An 18,741-nucleotide genomic window follows, 5' to 3' on the forward strand; every position below is an offset into this window, starting at 1 on the left:
CAGGATGGCGGTGAACATCAGGAACTGATTGCCGCCCTGCAGCGCTGTGTCGGAAAGGATGCCGTCCTTTTCCGTCAGGAAGATTTACTCGCCTATGAGTGTGATGCCTACACCCTGAAAAAGGCGTTGCCCAGAGCCGTTGTCTTTCCCGGGAGCACGGAAGAGACAGCAGAGGTCGTCCGCTTTCTGGCTCAGAGGGGAATTCCCTTTATTCCGCGCGGAGCGGGAACCGGTTTGAGCGGAGGGGCCACTCCGACGGGTGGCGAGGTCATCATCAGTCTGGCCAGGATGAACCGCCTGTTGCAAATCGATCTCCCGAACCGGCGGGCAGTGGTGCAACCAGGGTATATCAATCTGCACCTGACAGAGTCCGTTGCCGGTCACGGCTACTATTACGCCCCGGACCCCTCGAGTCAGCAGGTTTGTACCATCGGGGGAAATGTGGGTGAAAATGCCGGAGGGGCCCACTGTCTCAAATACGGCGTCACCACCAACCACGTTCTCGGTTTGACCATGGTGTTGCCCGACGGTCAAGTGGTTCAACTCGGCGGTCTTCCCGACGAACCCGGGTATGATTTAACCGGATTGGTTGTCGGATCGGAAGGGACGATGGGCATTGTGACGGAGATCACGGTACGGCTTGAAAAAAAGCCGGAAGGGGTGCGAACCGTGCTCGCCATGTTCGATGAGGTGAAACAGGCGAGCGAAGCGGTTACCGGCATCATCGCTGCGGGGATTTACCCGGCGGCTTTGGAGATGATGGACAACCTGGCGATAGAAGCCGTGGAAAAAGGGACGTTTCCGATAGGGTATCCACGCGATCTCGGGGCTGTTTTATTGGTCGAGGTGGACGGAATTGCCGAGGGTTTGGACGAACAGATTGAGCGCATTGTGGACGTGTGCCGGAAACACGGGGTGCGGGAAGTGCGCCCGGCTTCTTCCGAGGAAGAAAGAAAGAGCTGGTGGAATAACCGCAAGACTGCTTTTGGCGCCGTCGGAACCATTTCCCCGAATAATCTGGTCCAGGACGGAGTCATCCCCCGCAGCCGGCTTCCGGAAGTGCTGTCCCGGATTGAAGAGATCAGCCGCGAACATGGAGTGCGCATTGCCAATGTTTTTCACGCCGGAGACGGTAACTTGCATCCGCTCATCATGTTTGACGCGCGAATCCCCGGTGAAGAAGAGAGAGCCGTCCGGGCGGGATCGGCGATTTTGAAGGTTTGCACCGAGGTGGGTGGCAGCATCACCGGGGAGCACGGTGTCGGTCTGGAAAAGCGGGAAGAGATGCGCTATCTCTTCTCCGAGAAGGAGCTGGCTGTGCAATTGGCAATTCGCGAGGTATTTAATCCTGAAAATTTATGCAATCCCGGCAAAATATTTCCGACGCCGGCCCGCTGTGCCGAGATGAAAAGGCGGCCGGCAGGAACGGATGACAGAAGTGGAGGCCGCTCTTGATTGAAGTTCACGAAGTGTTAAAAAAAGAGAAAAGGAGTTCCGGTGGGGATGGATAAGAAATGAAAATAAAGGGAGTCGAAATAACCACAACGAATGAAGCCCTTGCATTCCCTTTCGGGATTGGCACGCGAATTTTTTGTCCCGGGATGCCATGGAATAAAAGCGGATTGAACGGCAGAAAGCGATTGATGCCGGAACATTGCCGGATTTCTGATAAAACCGCTTCCGTCGAGGCGGGGCTGGAAAATCGTTCCCGTCCCTGAAGGTGTACAGAACCGGGTCCGGCAACCGCAAAATGGTGAAACATGCCCTGAACGCGGAGCATCGGTCTTTAGGCTGTTTTGAAGCTGCCGATTCATCCGCATGGGAGAATGCGGTCGGAGGACAGGAGCGATCCGGCGGGCAAACCAATCAGGGCTTATACCGGAGGTTAATCGGGCCATTTCCTTCCCGGACTATATATCATCAGAAAAGAGGCGATCTGAATGAGCATTTCAATGGGGGCAAAGACGAGTATCATCTTGCGATTAAAACTGGAAAAAGAATTGGTTTCGTTCGGGAAAATCGCCTCAATCATCAGTGAAGCAGGCGGGGATATCATTGCCATCGACGTGATTCAGGAAGGAAAAACATTCACCATTCGCGATATTACCGTCAATATTACCGACTACGGATTGGGCGACCGGCTGGTGTCGATCGTGAAAGAAATTTCCGGTGTTCACGTCATCAACGTTTCGGACCGCACCTTTTTAATGCACTTGGGAGGAAAAATCGAAACGGTGCCCAAAATGCCGATCAAAAACCGCGATGATCTGTCCCGCGTCTATACTCCGGAAGTGGCGAGGGTCTGCAAGGCGATTCAGGAAAAATCCTCGCGGGCCCATTCACTCACGATCAAACGAAATACAGTGGCGGTTGTCTCAGACGGTTCAGCAGTGCTCGGGTTGGGAAACATCGGACCGGAAGCGGCCATGCCGGTGATGGAAGGGAAGGCGATGCTGTTTAAACAGCTGGCCGGAGTGGACGCTTTTCCAATTTGCCTGGCGACGCAGGATACGGAGGAGATCATCCGAATTGTCAAGGCGCTGGCCCCGACGTTCGGCGGGATTAATCTGGAGGACATCGCCTCTCCGAAATGCTTTGAGATTGAACAACGGCTTTCGCAGGAACTGGATATTCCCGTGTTTCATGATGATCAGCACGGAACGGCGGTCGTGGCCCTGGCCGGGCTGATTAACGCGGTCAAATTGGTCGGCAAAGATCTGGCCGATTGCAAAGTGGTCGTTTGCGGCATCGGTGCAGCCGGAATTGCCTGCACCAAGATGCTGTTGGCCGCCGGTGTGCGGGATGTGATCGGTGTCGATCGGGAAGGGGCGATTGTCGCAACCCGCAGGTATGAGAATTCTTTCTGGAATTGGTATGCAGCCCATACCAATCCCCGCAGGCTTGAAGGCTCTCTGTCCGAAGTGATAAAAGGAGCGGATATTTTTATCGGGGTTTCGGGTCCCGGTGTCTTGAAAGTGGAAGATATTCAAAGCATGGCTCCCGATCCGATTGTATTTGCCATGGCCAATCCGGTTCCGGAAATTGCGCCGGATCAAGCGGAACCTTATGTTCGGGTGATGGCGACAGGCCGGTCCGATTATCCGAACCAAATTAATAATGTGCTGTGTTTTCCCGGGATTTTTCGAGGCGCCCTCGATTGCCGCGCGTCCAAAATCACCGAAGAGATGAAATTGGCTGCCGCTCAGGCCATCGCTTCCGTCGTTTCCGATGAGGAGCTGAGTGAGCAGTATATCATTCCCAGTGTATTTAACAGCCGTGTAGTGGAAAAGGTGAGAGAAGCGGTGATCGAAGCCGCCTATCAGTCGGGAGTGGCCAGGCGCGACCGGCGCAGCACGCAAAAAGAAATGGCCAAAGGGATTGCTGCCAAGGTAAATGCCTTCAGTTTTTCGATGTGACAGAATGACAAAGCCTGAGTGGAAGAGGTTCCTTTCCCCACTGGCGATCACTCCTGCCATGTGATTGGATTTGCCGGAAATAGCCCGCTCGATCAAAAGAGTGGGCTTTTTTTGCGCTCAGATAAGCACTCGTCCCTTCTCACCGCAGGGATAACGCTTAGCGGTCATCCACGACGATATAAGTGACCTCCACCGGTCCGTGAACGCCCACCACCAGATTCATTTCAATATCTGCGCTGTTGCTCGGTCCGGAAATAAAGTTAATGCAGGAAGGAAGCAATTCCCCTTTCTCTATGCGGCGACGGATTTCACGGGTTGCATGGGTGAGCCGTGGCACGATGGTGCTTCTCGGAATGATGGCGATGTACTTGTGCGGCAACAGGCTGACGGATCTTCCTTTTCCCCGTCCGTTGAGTAACATCACGGTTGCAGATTCGGCCAGAGCCAAGTCACTGAAGGTGATGCCGATCATCGCCTGTTCAGCCAGCGAAATGCTTTCCGCTGCTTGTTCGTCACACCATTGCTGAAGCCTGATCCTATGCTCCTCCAACTTGGCATTCAATGCCGGATCGAGTCCGTACTCGTTCCAACGCACATCATCCCAGGTAATAACCGTTTTCGCCCCGGCCTTTTTGATCATCTTCCAAACTGCTTCGGGCAGGAAGTCAGCCGGTATGCGGAAAAAGGTGGTGCGATTGAGTTGTGCTTGTTTTTCCAGGCGCTCAACCCACTCTTCACACCCCTTTCTATCTTCCGGCGGAACGAGTCTGGCCTGATCCCACTCCGGTTTTTGTATCTCCTCCCGCATGCGCGGGCGCCCCAGCCTTTCGGCCAGCTTATTTAAAAAAGCGTCCCGGTTTAAAATGGTCATGAATTTTCCCCCTTTTTCCGCTGTTTTTGGAACCACTCCCGAAAAGTTTCCTGTTCCGGTGCCGGGAAGTCACGTGTTTCCAGCCAGGGTTTAAGCGGACCGAAGCCCGTTTTCAGCTTTGCTTCTTCCGTTAACGGTTTTGCCATTATGGACGCGGCTTTGGACGCAAGCCGATAAAGTTTTGGCGAAGTGGCGGCCAGGCGAAATCCTTTCATGGCCAGCCGTTCACCCGGCGGAGCTTTTTTCTCGTCCTCCGCTATTTTCCGGCGGTGCTCGATCAATAATTCATGGAGGGGAATCCGGACAGGGCAAACTTCGGTGCATGCCGCGCACAAACTGGAAGCGTAAGGAAGCTCCTTATACTCGTCATAACCAGCCAGCAGCGGAGTCAAGACTGCCCCGACCGGCCCGGGGTAAATCGATCCGTATGCGTGCCCGCCGATATGGCGGTAGACGGGGCAGACATTGATGCAGGCAGCACAGCGGATACAGTGAAGGATGCTTTGAAATTCCGTGCCCAATATATTTGAACGGCCATTATCGAGAATGACCAAATGGAATTCTTCCGGCCCGTCTCCCTCGCCTTCCCGCCGGGGACCGGTCAGCCCGGTTACGTAAGTGGTCAATTTTTGGCCGACAGCGCTTCGGCACAATAATGTGACCAATACATCCAGTTCTTCCCAAGTGGGAACCAGCCGCTCCATCCCCATTACGGTGATTTGCGTCTTGGGAAGGGTTGTGCAGAGGCGGGCATTTCCTTCATTTGTCACCAAAACGACCGAACCGGATTCGGCTACCGCAAAATTGCAACCGGTAATGCCGATTTCGGCGGACAGGAACTTCTTGCGCAGATAGTTGCGGGCAAAACGCGTCATTTCTTCGGGGACGGCAGAACCCTGATACCCCAGGCGCGCAAATATTTCACGAATTTTTTCCCTGTCCTTGTGCAAAGAAGGGACGACAATATGGGAAGGAGGGTCATGATCATCGGCTTGCAAGATAAATTCGGCCAAATCCGTTTCCAATACCTCGCAGCCTGCTTCTTCCAAGGCTTTGTTTAAACTGATTTCCTCAGTCATCATCGACTTGGATTTCACAACACGGGTTGCTTGTTTGCTTTTAATGATCCGGATGATGTATTCATTCGCTTCCGCGGCAGTCCGGGCGAAAAAAACGTGCCCGCCGGCTTTGCTTACATTTTCGGAGAGTTGCTCCAAATAGTAGTCCAGATAGCGCATGGTATGAGCGCGTATCGCTTCACCCCATTTTCTCCACTCTTCCCAGTTTCCAAGCTCTTCTGTTGCCTCCCGCCGGCGTTTCTGAAATCGTTCCTGTGCGGAACTGACGGCTTTCTGCATCTGCCGGTCGTTGATTCCGCTTTCGACGCGTTTAAAAAAGGGATCTTGTCCGATTTTAATCGGCATCTTTTTCATCCCCTCTCTGCCGGAGATGGTTTAACACTTGGGCGATATGCATCACTTTGACCGGTTTTCCCAAGCGGCTCAAACGGCCGCCGATATTCATCAGGCAGCTGCAATCGGCTCCGATCAGGAGCCCGGCTCTTGTTTCCTCGATATGCTGTGCTTTTTCATCGACCATCCGGGATGAAATCGCATTCATTTTGACAGAGAAGGTGCCGCCGAACCCGCAGCAATCATGCGCATGAGGAAGTGGAATCAACTTCAGCCCTTTGACATTTTCCAGCAGGCGGTACGGAGCTTCCGTTACCCCCAAAAGACGGTTCATGTGGCAGGAAGGGTGATAAGTGGCTGTTGCGTGGAGTTCCGCCCCGAGGTCGTCAACCTGCAAGATCTCAGTCAAAAATTGGGTGAATTCATAGGTTCTGTTCGCCAGGGCCCGGGCACGTGCTTGTAAATCCGGCTGACCGCTGAATAACTGTTCATATTCATGGAACATCGCTGCGCATGAACCGGATGGTGTTACGATATATTCAGCCGGTTCGAACGTTTCGATCATATGCTCGGCCACCTCTTTGGTTTCCAGGTGGTACCCGCTGTTATAGGCAGGCTGGCCGCAGCATGTCTGCGTTTCGGGAAAATCCACCTCGCATCCAAGCCTTTCCAGTATCTCGACAACGGCTTTACCCACTTCCGGGAAAAATACATCAGTCAAACAGGTTACGAATAAGGAAACCCTCATTTTTTACGCCTTGGACCACTTGCGAAAGGCCAGTGACGGCGCCTGCCTCCTCTCTGTAACAATTAAATTTTTTTAGATTATTATATCATATCTAATTATTTCCGTATAAAAGACCCGGCCGCCTCAACTACGCTTGGAGGGGAATGATCCTTTTTGAAAGCTTGTTGCAAATCGGCTCGTGAATATGCTATCCAACCTGCCTGTGTTCCGAAGGGTCTCAACAGGCCCGATCCCCTGCTGAGATTGGCAAAACGTACCTCTTCGGTCAGGCAATAAAAATATCTCTTCTTTCACTCTATTCCCAAAATTTAGGACGGACCATTCTGCAGGCAAGCTTTTCCATGTTATAATGAAGAGTGACGGTTTTGTGAAAGGTGATACATATGGCACGAAAAAAGAAAAAAGCAAATGCGGAGAAATCGCTCAAAAATGAGATTTTGTTTGAGATTTACGGGATTGTGATTCTCGCTGCCTCTTTTATTACCATGGCCAGCTACGGGGCAATCGGGCGGAACTTGACTTACTTGGCCCGGTTTGTCTTCGGTACATGGAATTTTGTGATTCCGCTTCTGGGAGTCTGGCTGGCCGTTTATGTCATGGCCAACCGCAAATGGCCACGGAAATGGACTCCGCGCATGAGCGGGTTGACGATGATTCTCGTTTCATTTCTGACGTTAAATCACTATTGGACTTTTCAAACGATCCATACGAACAGCGGAATTGTGGACACGACATGGAATTTGCTTTTGGAGGAACGGACTTCCCGCCTTCCTCTTGATGTCGGGGGCGGAATGACCGGTGCTTTCGCTTATGCCTTATTGCACTTTTTATTTGATGATATGGGGACATTGATTGTACTGGGCGCATTGGTGCTGTGCGGAATTTTGCTCGTGGCCGATTTTTCTTATGTGAAATTCTTCGGGATCGTGAAACAATTATTCCGTGCCTGGAAAAAACGGGGCAGACAGCTGATCATCGATTGGTTGCGCCAATACTACAAACAGAAGCAACCACCGAAGCGGATCAGGAGAAAAAGATCCGGGGAAACGAAGGCGGCAGCCTCTGTCAGCCGCGATCCGATCGAACCGGTGATTTATGACTTTGAAGACGCCATCTACGGGGGAAATGAAAAAGAAAAGGCGCAGCAAGCAACGCAAATGGAGCTGGAACTGGAAAAAATGATTCCGGAAGCGCTAAAGTTGAAAACGAAACCGAAGACTGAGCAGGTGGAGAAGCAGGATGCCGAGGAAGAAGAAACGATGGAAGTGCGCTTTCATTCGAAAGATGAAATGGCGCATTATCTGATGCCGCCGACGACCTTGCTCCGGGAAACGAAAAAGCGCAGTCTGGTGGACCAAGACGACCATAGGGAGAATGCGCGCACACTGAAGGAGACGCTGGAAAGCTTCGGAGTCAAGGCCAAGGTGACCGGGATTCATCGGGGCCCGACTGTGACGCGGTATGAAATTCAGCCGGAGATCGGGGTGAAAGTGAGCAGGATTGTCAATCTCGCAGATGATATCGCTTTGGCCCTGGCCGCGAAAGATATCCGCATTGAGGCGCCCATACCGGGAAAACCGGCTGTTGGCATCGAGGTGCCGAACCAGGAGGTTTCTCTGGTCGGACTGAGGGATATTTTGGAAAGCCCTGAATATCGCGATCATCCCTCCAAATTGAGCATTGCGCTGGGGCGGGATATTTACGGCAAACCAATTGTTGACAACCTCGCGCGCATGCCGCATTTGCTGGTAGCGGGAGCGACCGGCTCGGGAAAAAGCGTCTGCATCAACGGAATCATCACCAGTTTGCTGTACAAAGCCCGGCCGGACGAAGTGAAATTGATGATGATCGATCCCAAGATGGTGGAATTGAATGTATATAACGGAATTCCCCATCTGCTGGTCCCTGTTGTCACGGATCCGCGCAAGGCGGCGATCGCCCTGAAAAAAGTGGTGACCGAGATGGAAAAACGGTATGAAATGTTTGCCAAGCACGGGGCGAGAGATATTGAGCGCTATAACCAGATGGCGGCCGAAAACAAAGAGAAGAACCTGGAGCCTCTTCCCTTCATCGTCGTCATTGTGGACGAGCTGGCCGATTTGATGATGGTGGCTCCTTCCGACGTGGAAGACGCGATTTGCCGGCTTGCCCAAATGGCCAGGGCGGCAGGGATTCATTTAATCATCGCCACGCAGCGGCCCTCTGTCGATGTAATCACAGGGGTGATCAAGGCGAATATTCCTTCGCGAATTGCCTTTGCCGTTTCTTCACAGGCCGACTCCCGCACCATCTTGGACATGGGGGGAGCGGAAAAATTGCTGGGACGGGGTGATATGCTTTATTTGCCGATCGGTGCTTCCAAACCGATCCGCGTACAAGGGGCATTTCTCTCCGATGATGAAGTGGAAGCGGTTGTCCGCTTTGTGAGCAAACAGCAGGAACCGCGTTATCAGGAAGAGTTGATTCCCACGGCCCCGGATCAGGGGATGGACGGGGTGGATGATGAACTGTTTCCGCAGGCGGTTCAGCTCGTTTTGGAAGCGAAGACGGCGTCCGTTTCGCTTTTGCAACGGAGATTGCGGGTTGGTTATACAAGGGCGGCGCGCTTGATCGACATGATGGAAAGCAATGGAATCGTCGGGCCGTATGAAGGCAGCAAGCCCAGGGAAGTATTAATAACACTGGAGCAATATCAAGAAAAGAAAAATGTAGCCAAATAGTGAACAAGCATGATATAAATTACTATGAGCAATAAAAAACAGCCGGAAAAAATGGATTCAATTTATATAAACATAGTTCTCCGAAATACATAAAATTCGGTTTCGGAATATGTTTATTTCCGGCTGCCTTCCGATTATTCTGCAATCGGAAAGAACTCATATTCTAATTTTTTTGGAGGAGGGCCACTGCATGGCAAAAAGATCCTGGCTTGCACTTTTCCTTTGTGCGGCATTGGTGTTCACAGTAGTCGGATGTTCGTCGGCGACTACCAAAAAAGGCGGTTTTGCAGCCGGGTTGGTGACGGATACCGGCGGGCTGAATGACGAGTCGTTCAACCAATCCGCCTGGGAAGGGCTGGAGAAAGCGAAAAAAGATTACGGTGTCGACATTAAAGCCCTTGAATCAAAAAGCGATGATGATTATATACCGAACTTGACGAAGTTTGCACGTGAGGGACGCAATATCACCTGGGCGATCGGTTACAAATTCGACAAGGCGATTCCTGATATTGCCAATCAGTTCCCTGATGCGAAATTTGGCATTGTCGACAGTGATCTCGGAGGAAAAATCCCGAAAAATGTGACTGCCGTTACCTTTAAGGAAGAGGAAGGCTCATTCCTGGTCGGTGTGATTGCCGGTTTAACAACGAAAACAAACAAAGTTGGATTTATCGGCGGGGTGACATCTCCGCTTATCAAAAAATTTGAAGTGGGCTATATAGCCGGGGTAAAAGCAGTAAATCCGAAAGCTACCGTTTCGGTCGCTTATGCCGAGAGTTTTGCTGACGCGGTAAAAGGACGTTCCCTGGCCCAAAGCATGTATAACAACGGAGCAGATATTATTTTCCATGCTGCGGGCGGTACAGGCAAAGGCTTGTTTGATGAAGTGAAAACCCGCGAGAAAGGGAAGTACTGGGCGATCGGTGTAGACCGTGACCAATCCAACCTCGCTCCCGACCATACCCTGACTTCGATGGTCAAACGCGTCGATGTGGCTGTTTACAATGTGACCAAGGAATTGAAAGACGGAAAACTGAAACCGGGTCAACATGTGGTGATGGGTCTGAAAGAAAACGGAATCTCCATGGCTGATAAACATGTGAGTCCCGATGTTGAGAAGAAAGTGGAAGAGTACAAACAAAAAATTATTAGCGGTCAACTCAAAGTTCCGAGTACCGAAGCAGAACTTGCCAACTTTAAACCATAATATTGGAAATCGGGTCAGCGTCTATGCTGGCCTTTTTAAATAGAAATCCCTTTGAAATATGCCCTAATACCTTGTATACTTAAATCCTCAAGCTTTTTTCGCTTTTTAATTTAATGACAAATGGAAAAATATGCCGCCGAGAAGGGGGGAATCAGGGTGAATGTAGTGGAAATGGTTGGGATTACGAAGCGTTTTCCCGGAATTATCGCCAATGATCAGATCAATCTGACGGTCAGAAAAGGCGAAATTCATGCGTTATTGGGGGAAAATGGTGCAGGAAAGTCGACGCTGATGAACATTTTGTTCGGCCTGTACCAACCGGACGAAGGAGAAATCCGCATTAACGAGAAGCCGGTCAAAATTACGGGACCCACTGTGGCCAACAAACTCGGAATCGGGATGGTTCACCAACACTTTATGTTAGTTGAGCCGTTTACCGTAACGGAAAACATCATTTTGGGTGATGAGCGAAGCAAGTTCGGCCTGTTAAATATCAAAAAAGCGGAGAAAGAGATTCAGCGCTTATCGGATCAGTACGGCCTCAAAGTGGATCCGCGGGCGAAAATTGCCGATATATCCGTCGGGATGCAACAGCGTGTGGAAATTTTGAAAACGTTGTACCGCGGAGCAGATATCCTCATTTTCGACGAGCCGACGGCAGTCTTGACGCCGCAGGAGATTGAAGAGTTGACGGAGATTATGCGACGGCTGGTCGACGAAGGCAAGACGATCATTTTTATCACCCATAAACTGAAGGAGATCATGAGCACCTGTGACCGGGTGACGGTGATTCGCCGCGGAAAAGTGATTCAAACGGTCGATGTGGCCGAAACGAATGAAAATGAATTGGCCGCCTTGATGGTCGGACGCGAGGTTTCCTTCACCGTGGAAAAAGAGAAAAAGCAACCCGGTGAACCGATTGTCAAGATCTCACAACTGGTCGCTCTGGATCATCGCGGTGTCCGTGCGGTAAATGGCCTTGATCTGGAAGTGAGAGCCGGTGAAATCGTCGGACTCGCCGGTGTTGACGGAAACGGACAGACGGAATTGATCGAGGCGATTACCGGATTGCGCGACATCGAGTCCGGTTCCATTCACATCAATGGAAAAGACATGACCCGGTTCAAACCGCGAAAGGTGATCGAAGCTGGTGTCGGCCATATTCCGGAAGACCGGCATAAACGCGGGCTTGTGCTCGATTTTACCGTCAGTGAAAACATGGTTTTGCAATCATATTATCAAGCCCCGTTTACCAAGAGGGGAATTATTCAAAATGGCGAGATTGATCAATATGCCAAGCGCTTGATCAAAGAGTTTGATGTGCGCACCCCAAATGAACACGTTCCGATTCGGGGACTGTCGGGCGGTAACCAGCAAAAGGCGATCATCGCGCGGGAAGTGGACCGCGATCCCGACTTTCTGATTGCTGCACAGCCAACCCGAGGCCTGGATGTTGGTGCGATTGAGTCGATCCATCGCCGTCTTGTCGAACAACGGGATAAAGGCAAAGCGGTTCTGCTGGTCTCCCTGGAACTGGATGAAGTCCTGAAACTGAGTGACCGCGTTGCCGTGATCTACGAAGGGAAAATCGTCGGCTGGGTTGATCCGGAAACGACGACGGAAGAAGAATTGGGTCTCCTGATGGCGGGCGGCAAAAAACAGGAGGTGAAATAGCTGTGCAGCAACTGTTCTCGCGGATGAACAAGATGTCAACATTTCTGGCTTCCCTCATTTCGATTGTGCTGGGAATGTTGATTGGGGCCATTATGATGGTCGCGGCCGGGTATAACCCGCTCGAAGCCTATAATGCCCTCTTTGTCAGTGCTTTGTTTCAGCCTTATGATCTGGGAGAGACGATCCGGACCGTCACCCCTTTGTTATTGACGGGTTTGGCCGTAGCCATTGCCTTTCGCACCGGTCTCTTTAATATCGGGGTTGAAGGGCAGTTTATCGTCGGACAGATGGCCGCTATCATCGTCGGTTTAAAATTACCGCTCCCTTCCGGTTTGCATGCCGTTGCAGCCGTGATCGCCGGCGGGCTGGCCGGAGCGATCTGGGCTTATCTTCCCGGCCTCTTAAAAGCAGTGCGCGGGGTTCATGAGGTAATTATCACGATTATGATGAACTATATCGCCCTTTATCTTTCCAATGCCGTTGTTTTTCATTGGCTGGCCCCCGGAGCTGATTCCACGGAGAAAATTCCCGATTCCGCTTCACTGAGGGTTCAGTGGTTATCCGATCTGTTTGGAGGAGCGCGCGTTCATTTGGGCATTCTGATCGCCTTGGCCGCTGCTTTCGTCATGTATGTCCTCGTTTGGCGCACCCGGCTGGGTTACGAACTGAGGGCTGTCGGTTTCAATCCGCTCGCGGCTGAATATGCCGGGATGAATGTGAAGAAAAGCGTCATTTTGTCAATGATGATCAGCGGGGCATTTGCCGGTTTGGCCGGAGCGGTCGAAGCGCTCGGTACGAATGGTTATTTGCCGATTATGAACGATTTCACCGGCATTGGCTTTGACGGGATCGCCGTCGCTTTGCTGGGAGCCAATACACCTGTCGGAGTGATTTTGGCCTCCATCCTTTTCGGGGTTCTGGAATATGGCGGCGGAAACATGCAGTTTGAAGCAGGAGTGCCGTTTGAGGTCATTCGCGTTGTATTTGCGGCGATCATTTTGTTTGTGGCCGCCAACATTGTGGAAAAGATCTTTCATTCCCGGCGCAAAAAAGGGGTGAAAACCAATGCTTGAAACCCTGACAAACATTTTATCGATGACCGTGCTTTACTCAACACCACTGATTTTGGCCGGACTTGGCGGATTGTACTCGGAGCGTTCCGGGGTGGTGAACATCGGGCTGGAAGGCCTGATGACGATCGGCGCTTTTACCGGAGCGGTAACGACGATCTTCTTCGGCAACGCCTGGATCGGACTCTTGTGCGCGATTGTTGCCGGCATTTTGTTAGCTTTGCCGCATGCGATTGCTTCGATTACGTTTAAAGCGGATCAGGTGGTCAGTGGGGTTGCGATTAACTTTTTGGCGCTTGGACTGGCTGTCTATCTAACCAAGCATATGTATAACGGCTCTTCGCAAACGCCGGTTGTCCCGGATAAGCTGAGTGTGATTTCGATTCCCCTCCTGAATAAGATCCCGGTATTGGGTCCTTCGATTTTTCAGGCGCTTCCGACGACCTATATCGCGATCGCCTTGGTCATTATCACTTATTTTCTCTTTTACCAGACGTCATTTGGCATGCGGTTAAGAGCGGTCGGGGAACATCCGCACGCGGCGGAAACGGCCGGAATCAACGTGATTGTGATGCGCTATATCGCTGTCATGATCAGCGGTGCGCTGGCAGCAATCGGCGGTGCGGGCCTTTCGATTGCCATTGGCAGCCAGTTTACGCAGGTGACGGTGGCCGGACAAGGATTTATCGCCCTGGCTGCACTGATTTTTGGCAAATGGCGTCCTTTCGGCGTTTTGTGGGCCGGTCTGTTCTTCGGATTGGCTGTGGCTTTGGCACTTACCGGTCAGCTGTATCATTTGACGAATTACGTGCCGAGTGAAGTGCTGAGCATGCTTCCGTATATCCTGACCATCTTGGCCTTGGCCGGATTTGTCGGCAAGGCAGAACCGCCCGCGGCAAACGGAAAGCCATATGAAAAAGGGGCCCGATAAACGGTCGTGAAGAGACCTCAGCAACCAGCTGGGGTCTTTTTTGCGTAATTCAATCTTTCTTATAAAATTTTGTTTATTTTACACAATTGATACTATTATCTCGATTTACATATCTATATTGAAATTTTAACAATGATTTCTTTTATTCTCTTGGATTCAAGAAGTGCTACGATCATTTGGATTGTGATAAATACAGGCTTACTCTCTCTTTTTCTAATTTTTTCCTTTGATTTATCTTTTGGTTTATACTAAAATATTCCTACGGCAATTTTATAAAAATGGTGTAAAAGCCAGAAAATTCGGCGCCGTCTCTGCTCTGGTAATCATTTTTTTCGTGGTTATTTTCTTTAAATTTAAATCATATTGTCATCGGGGAAAACATCACGGATATTTTTTTATACAATTGTTTTACTTTATAAAGCATTTACTTAGTAAAACTTTTTTTCGGATAACGGAAATTCGTATCTTTCCAATGGATGTTCCGACGACATGCTCTAAGGAGGTCTGTCATGGAAGCTGCAGTAAAAATAGAAAAAAGTAACGTGCCTGTACCAGAGCCGAAAAAGAAACACCCGCGCGGCCTTTATCTGCTCTTTTTCACAGAGATGTGGGAGCGGTTCAGTTACTATGGCATGAGGGGGATTCTCGCCCTTTATCTGGCCGCCTCTTACCTGAGCGGAGGCCTGGGTTATGATCAGGGGACGGCTTCTCTGATTTTCGGTTTTTATACCGGTGCTTGTTACTTTACACCGTTGGCCGGTGGTTATCTGACCGACCGCTTTCTCGGACGGCGGTGGGCGATTACTCTCGGCGGGGTCACCATGGCGCTGGGAAACTTCATTTTATTTGCCGAACACAGTCGGTGGGGATTGTATTTGGGGCTTGCCCTTTTGGTGTTCGGTAACGGATTTTTCAAGCCGAACGTGTCAACTTTGGTCGGCGAGCTCTATGAAAAAGATGATAAACGGAGAGATGCTGCGTTTACGATCTTTTATATGGGGATCAACCTCGGTGCCTTTCTGGCTCCGCTGGTCGTCGGGCTGGTCGGCGACTACTTCAGCACGAATGTGAATGGAGTCATTCAACACGGCTATCGTTATGGGTTCCTGGCTTCTTCCATCGGGATGATTATCGGGCAAGTGCTGTTTAATGCGCTGTCCAACCGTTTCCTCGGTGAGATTGGAAAAAAACCGGTTGGCAAAATGGCGCCGTCCAAGCAGATGCCGGCGGTGGATAAAAAAACGCCGCTGACGAAACAGGAAAAACGGCGAACCCTAGCGATTATTATTTTAACTTGCTTCGTTGTTTTCTTCTGGGCCGGATTTGAGCAAGCGGGTACATCGTTAACTTTCTATACCCAGACTTTTGTGAACCGGAATGTTTTCGGCTGGGAAGTTCCGACGGAAATGTTCCAGTCGATTAATCCCGCTTTTATCATCATCCTTGCCCCTCTGATTGCCAAGCTGTGGTCTGCCTTGTCCAAGCGGGAAAAAGGTGACTGGCCAACCCCGGTCAAAATGGGATTGGGAATGATCCTGCTCGGAATCGGATATATGGTGTTGTTGACAGCAGTGATGCAAACCGGCGGTGATGCGCATCATGTCACCGTGAAAGCCAATATTCTCTTTATCATTTTCACTTACTTCTTCCACACGGTCGGGGAATTGTTCCTGTCGCCGATCGGCTTGTCGATGGTGAGTGAAATTGCACCGATCAAATACGCATCCCTGTTGATGGGAGTATGGCTGGCCAGCACCGGTATTGCGGACATTCTTGCCGGACAGTTGGCTGCCTTCACCGAGACGATGGGTTACTTCCAGATATTCGGTGCGATCGGTGCCCTCTCGATTATCTTCGGGATTATCCTTTTGGCGCTTTCGAAAAAAATTGCCAAACTGATGGCCTGACGAAAACATTTTTGGCCTCTATCCAAAAAAAACGGGTAGAGGTTTTTTTCTGCTTTTCGGTCATACTATAAGTGGTTATCGTTTCCAACCGCGGCTAATTAGACTATAATGTTTATACATCGGCCCATTTAAAAAGGAGAGGTGTCAACGTGTCGACAATCCAATTTGAAACCGTTTCAATCGGCGACGTGCGCGTTCACGTCTGCTCGAGCGAAAAATTTAAGACGACGGCGTTGCTGGCGTTTATCGCTCAGGAATTAAAGCCGGAATATGTGACGAAAACAGCACTTTTGCCGAGTGTGCTTCAGCGGGGAACAGCTTCTTACCCCACGACGATCGAATTGAGGAGAAAACTGGATTCTTTTTACGGTGCGACACTGTTTGGTGATGTGTTCAAACGGGGGGAGCGCCATCTCATCCAGATCGGGATGGAAATTGCCAACGAACGGTATCTCAGCGAGAAAAAATCCCTGTTGGATGAAGGAATTAATCTTTTTAGTGAAGCCTTGTTTTCACCGCACTTGGAACAGGGAGGCTTTAAAGCTTCCTATGTGGAGGCGGAAAAGAAAAATTTGAAACAGAAAATTGAAAGCCTTCAAGATGACAAGATCCGATATGCCTCCCAGCGCATGGTGGAAGAGATGTGCAAAGGTGAGCCATACGCGCTGTTCAACCATGGCCGGATCGAGGATTTGCCGCAGATTGACGCGCAGAATCTCTATACATATTACCAGGAAGTGATTCAAACCTGCCCAATCGATATTTATTGCGTCGGCAATGTCTCTGCGGACGATGTGGTAAAACGTTTGGAGAGAAATATTGGCGATTCACTTCGGCAGAGGCGGAAAACGCTTGCTGTGCCTTCAGCGGTTCACTCCGCAGCGCGCAAGGAAAAAACAGTCATTGACCGCCTCAATGTGAAGCAGGGAAAACTCAATCTGGGATGCCGAACCAACGTGACCATCCAGGATGATGATTATCCCGCTTTGATGATGTACAACGGCATTTTCGGCGGGTTTCCCCACTCGAAATTGTTTTTGAACGTGCGCGAAAAAGCAAGTCTCGCTTATTACTGTTCATCCAGGCTGGAAAGCCACAAAGGGTTGCTCATCATCCAGTCGGGGATCGAAATTTCCAACTTTGAAAAAGCGGTGGATATCATCAAGAAACAGTTGGCGGCCATGCAGCAGGGAGATATCAGTGACAAGGAATTGGATCAGACCAAGGCGACGCTTTCCAATCAGCTGAAAGAACAGCAGGATCGTTCGTTTGAACTGATTCATTTCCATTTTAATCAGTCGGTATTGAGCGGAAGGGAAAGAACGCTGGAAGCGTTGCTTCATGATCTTGAGCAGGTGCGCAAAGAGGATATTACGCGGGTTGCCGAAAAAATTCAGCTTGAAACCATTTACTTCTTGCGCGACCAGGAGGGAAACGCGAATGCAAAAAATTGAGCACCGGCAGATTGAAGAAACCTTGTATTACGAAAAACTGCCCAACGGGCTGCAGGTATATCTGTTGCCAAAGCCCGGCTTTAACAAGACCTATGCGACCTTTACCACCCGATACGGCTCGATTGACAACACCTTTCAGGTTCAGGGGCAAGAAAAGATGTCTGTCCCGGACGGAATCGCTCACTTCTTGGAACACAAGATGTTTGAGCAGCCTTCAGGGGAAGATGTGTTTCAGGAGTTTTCCCGCCAGGGAGCTTCAGCCAATGCGTTTACGAGTTTTACTCGTACGGCATACCTGTTTTCCTGCACGGACCAGGTGCAAAAGAACTTGACGACCCTGCTCGATTTTGTGCAAAGTCCCTACTTTACGGATCAAAATGTGGAAAAGGAAAAAGGGATTATCGGCCAGGAAATCCGAATGTATGACGACAATCCCGACTGGCGCTCCTATTTTGGCTTGATTGAAGCGATGTATCAACAACATCCGGTTAAAATTGATATCGCCGGCACCATCGAGTCGATTTCCAAAATTACAAAAGAGTTGCTTTACACCTGTTACCAAACATTTTATCATCCGAGCAATATGCTTCTGTTCCTGGTTGGGCCGGTCGACCCTGAGGCGACGATAGAACTGATCCGCGAAAATCAGTCGGCCAAAACGTTTGATGAGATCAAGGAGATTCACCGCTTTTTCCCGGATGAACCTGATCAGGTGGCGGAAAAAGTGAAGGAAATGGAACTGAGTGTAGGGATATCCAAATGTTTGTTTGGCTTTAAGGAAGGGAAAGATGCTGTCAACCTGACGGGGGAAGCCCTGATGAAACAGGAGCTGGCCACCCAGATCGTCCTGGAGGCGCTCATCGGCTCCTCTTCCGAGCTTTACCAGTCCCTGTATGATGACGGCTTGATCGATGACAGCTTTGGCTGTGATTATTCGCTGGATCGCGGTTACGGATTTTCCATGATCGGCGGGGATACTTTTGATCCGGATCAGCTGTTGCAAAGAATTCGCGATGAACTGCCGAAACGGGTGGAACAGGGGATATCTCCCGAAACCTTTGAACGGATTCGCAAAAAAAAGATCGGGGCCAATTTGCGTTTCCTCAACTCGCCGGAGTGGATTGCCAATCAGTTTACCAACTATCGCTTTAACGATGCGGATTTGTTCAAAATCATACCCGTGCTGGAAAGTCTCAGCGTAGACGATATAAACCGGCGCATGCAACAGCATATTGATTGGAATCGTTTTGCTGTTTCGATTGTGCGCCCTCATTCATGATGGCTGAAAAGATGCAATTGATCGTACATGCGGGGATGAGAGCCCCGACATA

At 50.3% G+C, this 18,741-nt stretch carries 14 protein-coding genes; 11 read left to right on the top strand and 3 right to left on the bottom strand.

Annotation, left to right across the window (positions count from 1 at the left end; all coding sequences use genetic code 11):
* The first annotated feature begins 24 nt into the window (after positions 1-24).
* The 3 genes from I8U19_RS09220 to I8U19_RS09230 all read left to right on the top strand — a co-directional run bounded on the left by I8U19_RS09220 (position 25) and on the right by I8U19_RS09230 (position 3,416).
* Positions 25-1,455 carry an FAD-binding oxidoreductase gene (locus tag I8U19_RS09220; protein ID WP_033099723.1) on the top strand — a complete coding sequence of 477 codons (1,431 nt, stop codon included), beginning with the start codon at positions 25-27 and terminating at the stop codon, positions 1,453-1,455.
* Between the two features lie 59 nt (positions 1,456-1,514).
* The gene (locus I8U19_RS09225) at positions 1,515-1,718 is read left to right on the top strand and encodes a hypothetical protein (protein WP_198055751.1); all 204 of its coding nucleotides are present in this window, start codon (positions 1,515-1,517) and stop codon (positions 1,716-1,718) included.
* Between the two features lie 222 nt (positions 1,719-1,940).
* Positions 1,941-3,416 carry an NAD-dependent malic enzyme gene (locus I8U19_RS09230; RefSeq protein ID WP_198055752.1) on the top strand — a complete coding sequence of 492 codons (1,476 nt, stop codon included), beginning with the start codon at positions 1,941-1,943 and terminating at the stop codon, positions 3,414-3,416.
* A 157-nt stretch (positions 3,417-3,573) separates the two neighbouring features.
* Here I8U19_RS09230 and I8U19_RS09235 read toward each other — a convergent pair whose 3' ends face one another.
* Genes I8U19_RS09235 through I8U19_RS09245 form a run of 3 tightly spaced genes read right to left on the bottom strand, consistent with a single transcriptional unit; the run spans position 3,574 to position 6,447 of the window.
* Complete coding sequence (locus tag I8U19_RS09235) at positions 3,574-4,287, bottom strand: LutC/YkgG family protein (protein ID WP_033099650.1); 714 nt, start codon at positions 4,285-4,287, stop codon at positions 3,574-3,576.
* Positions 4,284-5,711, bottom strand: coding sequence for a LutB/LldF family L-lactate oxidation iron-sulfur protein (locus I8U19_RS09240; RefSeq protein ID WP_198055753.1), 1,428 nt, complete (start codon positions 5,709-5,711; stop codon positions 4,284-4,286). The genes I8U19_RS09235 and I8U19_RS09240 overlap by 4 nt, the downstream gene beginning before the upstream one ends.
* Positions 5,701-6,447: a (Fe-S)-binding protein gene (locus tag I8U19_RS09245; RefSeq protein ID WP_033099652.1), complete on the bottom strand. Its 747-nt coding sequence runs from the start codon at positions 6,445-6,447 to the stop codon at positions 5,701-5,703. The genes I8U19_RS09240 and I8U19_RS09245 overlap by 11 nt, the downstream gene beginning before the upstream one ends.
* Positions 6,448-6,830: 383 nt before the next feature.
* Here I8U19_RS09245 and I8U19_RS09250 point away from each other — a divergent pair, with 383 nt between their 5' ends.
* The 8 genes from I8U19_RS09250 (at position 6,831) to yfmH (ending at position 18,689) form a co-directional block, all read left to right on the top strand.
* Positions 6,831-9,167, top strand: a complete 2,337-nt coding sequence (locus I8U19_RS09250) for an FtsK/SpoIIIE family DNA translocase (RefSeq protein ID WP_033099653.1) — start codon at positions 6,831-6,833, stop codon at positions 9,165-9,167.
* 190 nt (positions 9,168-9,357) lie between these two features.
* Positions 9,358-10,374, top strand: coding sequence for a BMP family lipoprotein (locus tag I8U19_RS09255; RefSeq protein ID WP_033099654.1), 1,017 nt, complete (start codon positions 9,358-9,360; stop codon positions 10,372-10,374).
* Positions 10,375-10,545: 171 nt separating this feature from the next.
* Complete coding sequence (locus I8U19_RS09260; protein WP_033099725.1) at positions 10,546-12,048, top strand: ABC transporter ATP-binding protein; 1,503 nt, start codon at positions 10,546-10,548, stop codon at positions 12,046-12,048.
* A gap of 23 nt (positions 12,049-12,071) precedes the next feature.
* Positions 12,072-13,121 carry an ABC transporter permease gene (locus tag I8U19_RS09265; RefSeq protein WP_198055816.1) on the top strand — a complete coding sequence of 350 codons (1,050 nt, stop codon included), beginning with the start codon at positions 12,072-12,074 and terminating at the stop codon, positions 13,119-13,121.
* The gene (locus I8U19_RS09270; protein WP_033099655.1) at positions 13,114-14,049 is read left to right on the top strand and encodes an ABC transporter permease; all 936 of its coding nucleotides are present in this window, start codon (positions 13,114-13,116) and stop codon (positions 14,047-14,049) included. The genes I8U19_RS09265 and I8U19_RS09270 overlap by 8 nt, the downstream gene beginning before the upstream one ends.
* Positions 14,050-14,558: 509 nt before the next feature.
* Entirely contained in the window at positions 14,559-15,956 is a 1,398-nt protein-coding gene (locus I8U19_RS09275; protein ID WP_033099656.1) for a peptide MFS transporter, read from the top strand.
* Between the two features lie 149 nt (positions 15,957-16,105).
* Complete coding sequence (yfmF, locus tag I8U19_RS17645; protein ID WP_033099657.1) at positions 16,106-17,410, top strand: EF-P 5-aminopentanol modification-associated protein YfmF; 1,305 nt, start codon at positions 16,106-16,108, stop codon at positions 17,408-17,410.
* Positions 17,397-18,689, top strand: coding sequence for an EF-P 5-aminopentanol modification-associated protein YfmH (yfmH, locus tag I8U19_RS09285; RefSeq protein WP_198055755.1), 1,293 nt, complete (start codon positions 17,397-17,399; stop codon positions 18,687-18,689). The genes yfmF and yfmH overlap by 14 nt, the downstream gene beginning before the upstream one ends.
* Positions 18,690-18,741: the final 52 nt, after the last annotated feature.

The sequence above is a fragment of the Thermoactinomyces sp. CICC 10523 genome, assembly GCF_016055105.1.
GTDB lineage: Bacteria > Bacillota > Bacilli > Thermoactinomycetales > Thermoactinomycetaceae > Thermoactinomyces_A > Thermoactinomyces_A daqus.

Coding starts and splice junctions, on each gene's coding strand:
- I8U19_RS09225 (WP_198055751.1), top strand. CDS start 1,515: ATGAAAATAAAGGGAGTCGAAATAACCACAACGAATGAAGCCCTTGCA.
- I8U19_RS09230 (WP_198055752.1), top strand. CDS start 1,941: ATGAGCATTTCAATGGGGGCAAAGACGAGTATCATCTTGCGATTAAAA.
- I8U19_RS09235 (WP_033099650.1), bottom strand. CDS start 4,287: ATGACCATTTTAAACCGGGACGCTTTTTTAAATAAGCTGGCCGAAAGG.
- I8U19_RS09240 (WP_198055753.1), bottom strand. CDS start 5,711: ATGCCGATTAAAATCGGACAAGATCCCTTTTTTAAACGCGTCGAAAGC.
- I8U19_RS09245 (WP_033099652.1), bottom strand. CDS start 6,447: ATGAGGGTTTCCTTATTCGTAACCTGTTTGACTGATGTATTTTTCCCG.
- I8U19_RS09250 (WP_033099653.1), top strand. CDS start 6,831: ATGGCACGAAAAAAGAAAAAAGCAAATGCGGAGAAATCGCTCAAAAAT.
- I8U19_RS09255 (WP_033099654.1), top strand. CDS start 9,358: ATGGCAAAAAGATCCTGGCTTGCACTTTTCCTTTGTGCGGCATTGGTG.
- I8U19_RS09260 (WP_033099725.1), top strand. CDS start 10,546: ATGGTTGGGATTACGAAGCGTTTTCCCGGAATTATCGCCAATGATCAG.
- I8U19_RS09265 (WP_198055816.1), top strand. CDS start 12,072: ATGAACAAGATGTCAACATTTCTGGCTTCCCTCATTTCGATTGTGCTG.
- I8U19_RS09270 (WP_033099655.1), top strand. CDS start 13,114: ATGCTTGAAACCCTGACAAACATTTTATCGATGACCGTGCTTTACTCA.
- I8U19_RS09275 (WP_033099656.1), top strand. CDS start 14,559: ATGGAAGCTGCAGTAAAAATAGAAAAAAGTAACGTGCCTGTACCAGAG.
- yfmH (WP_198055755.1), top strand. CDS start 17,397: ATGCAAAAAATTGAGCACCGGCAGATTGAAGAAACCTTGTATTACGAA.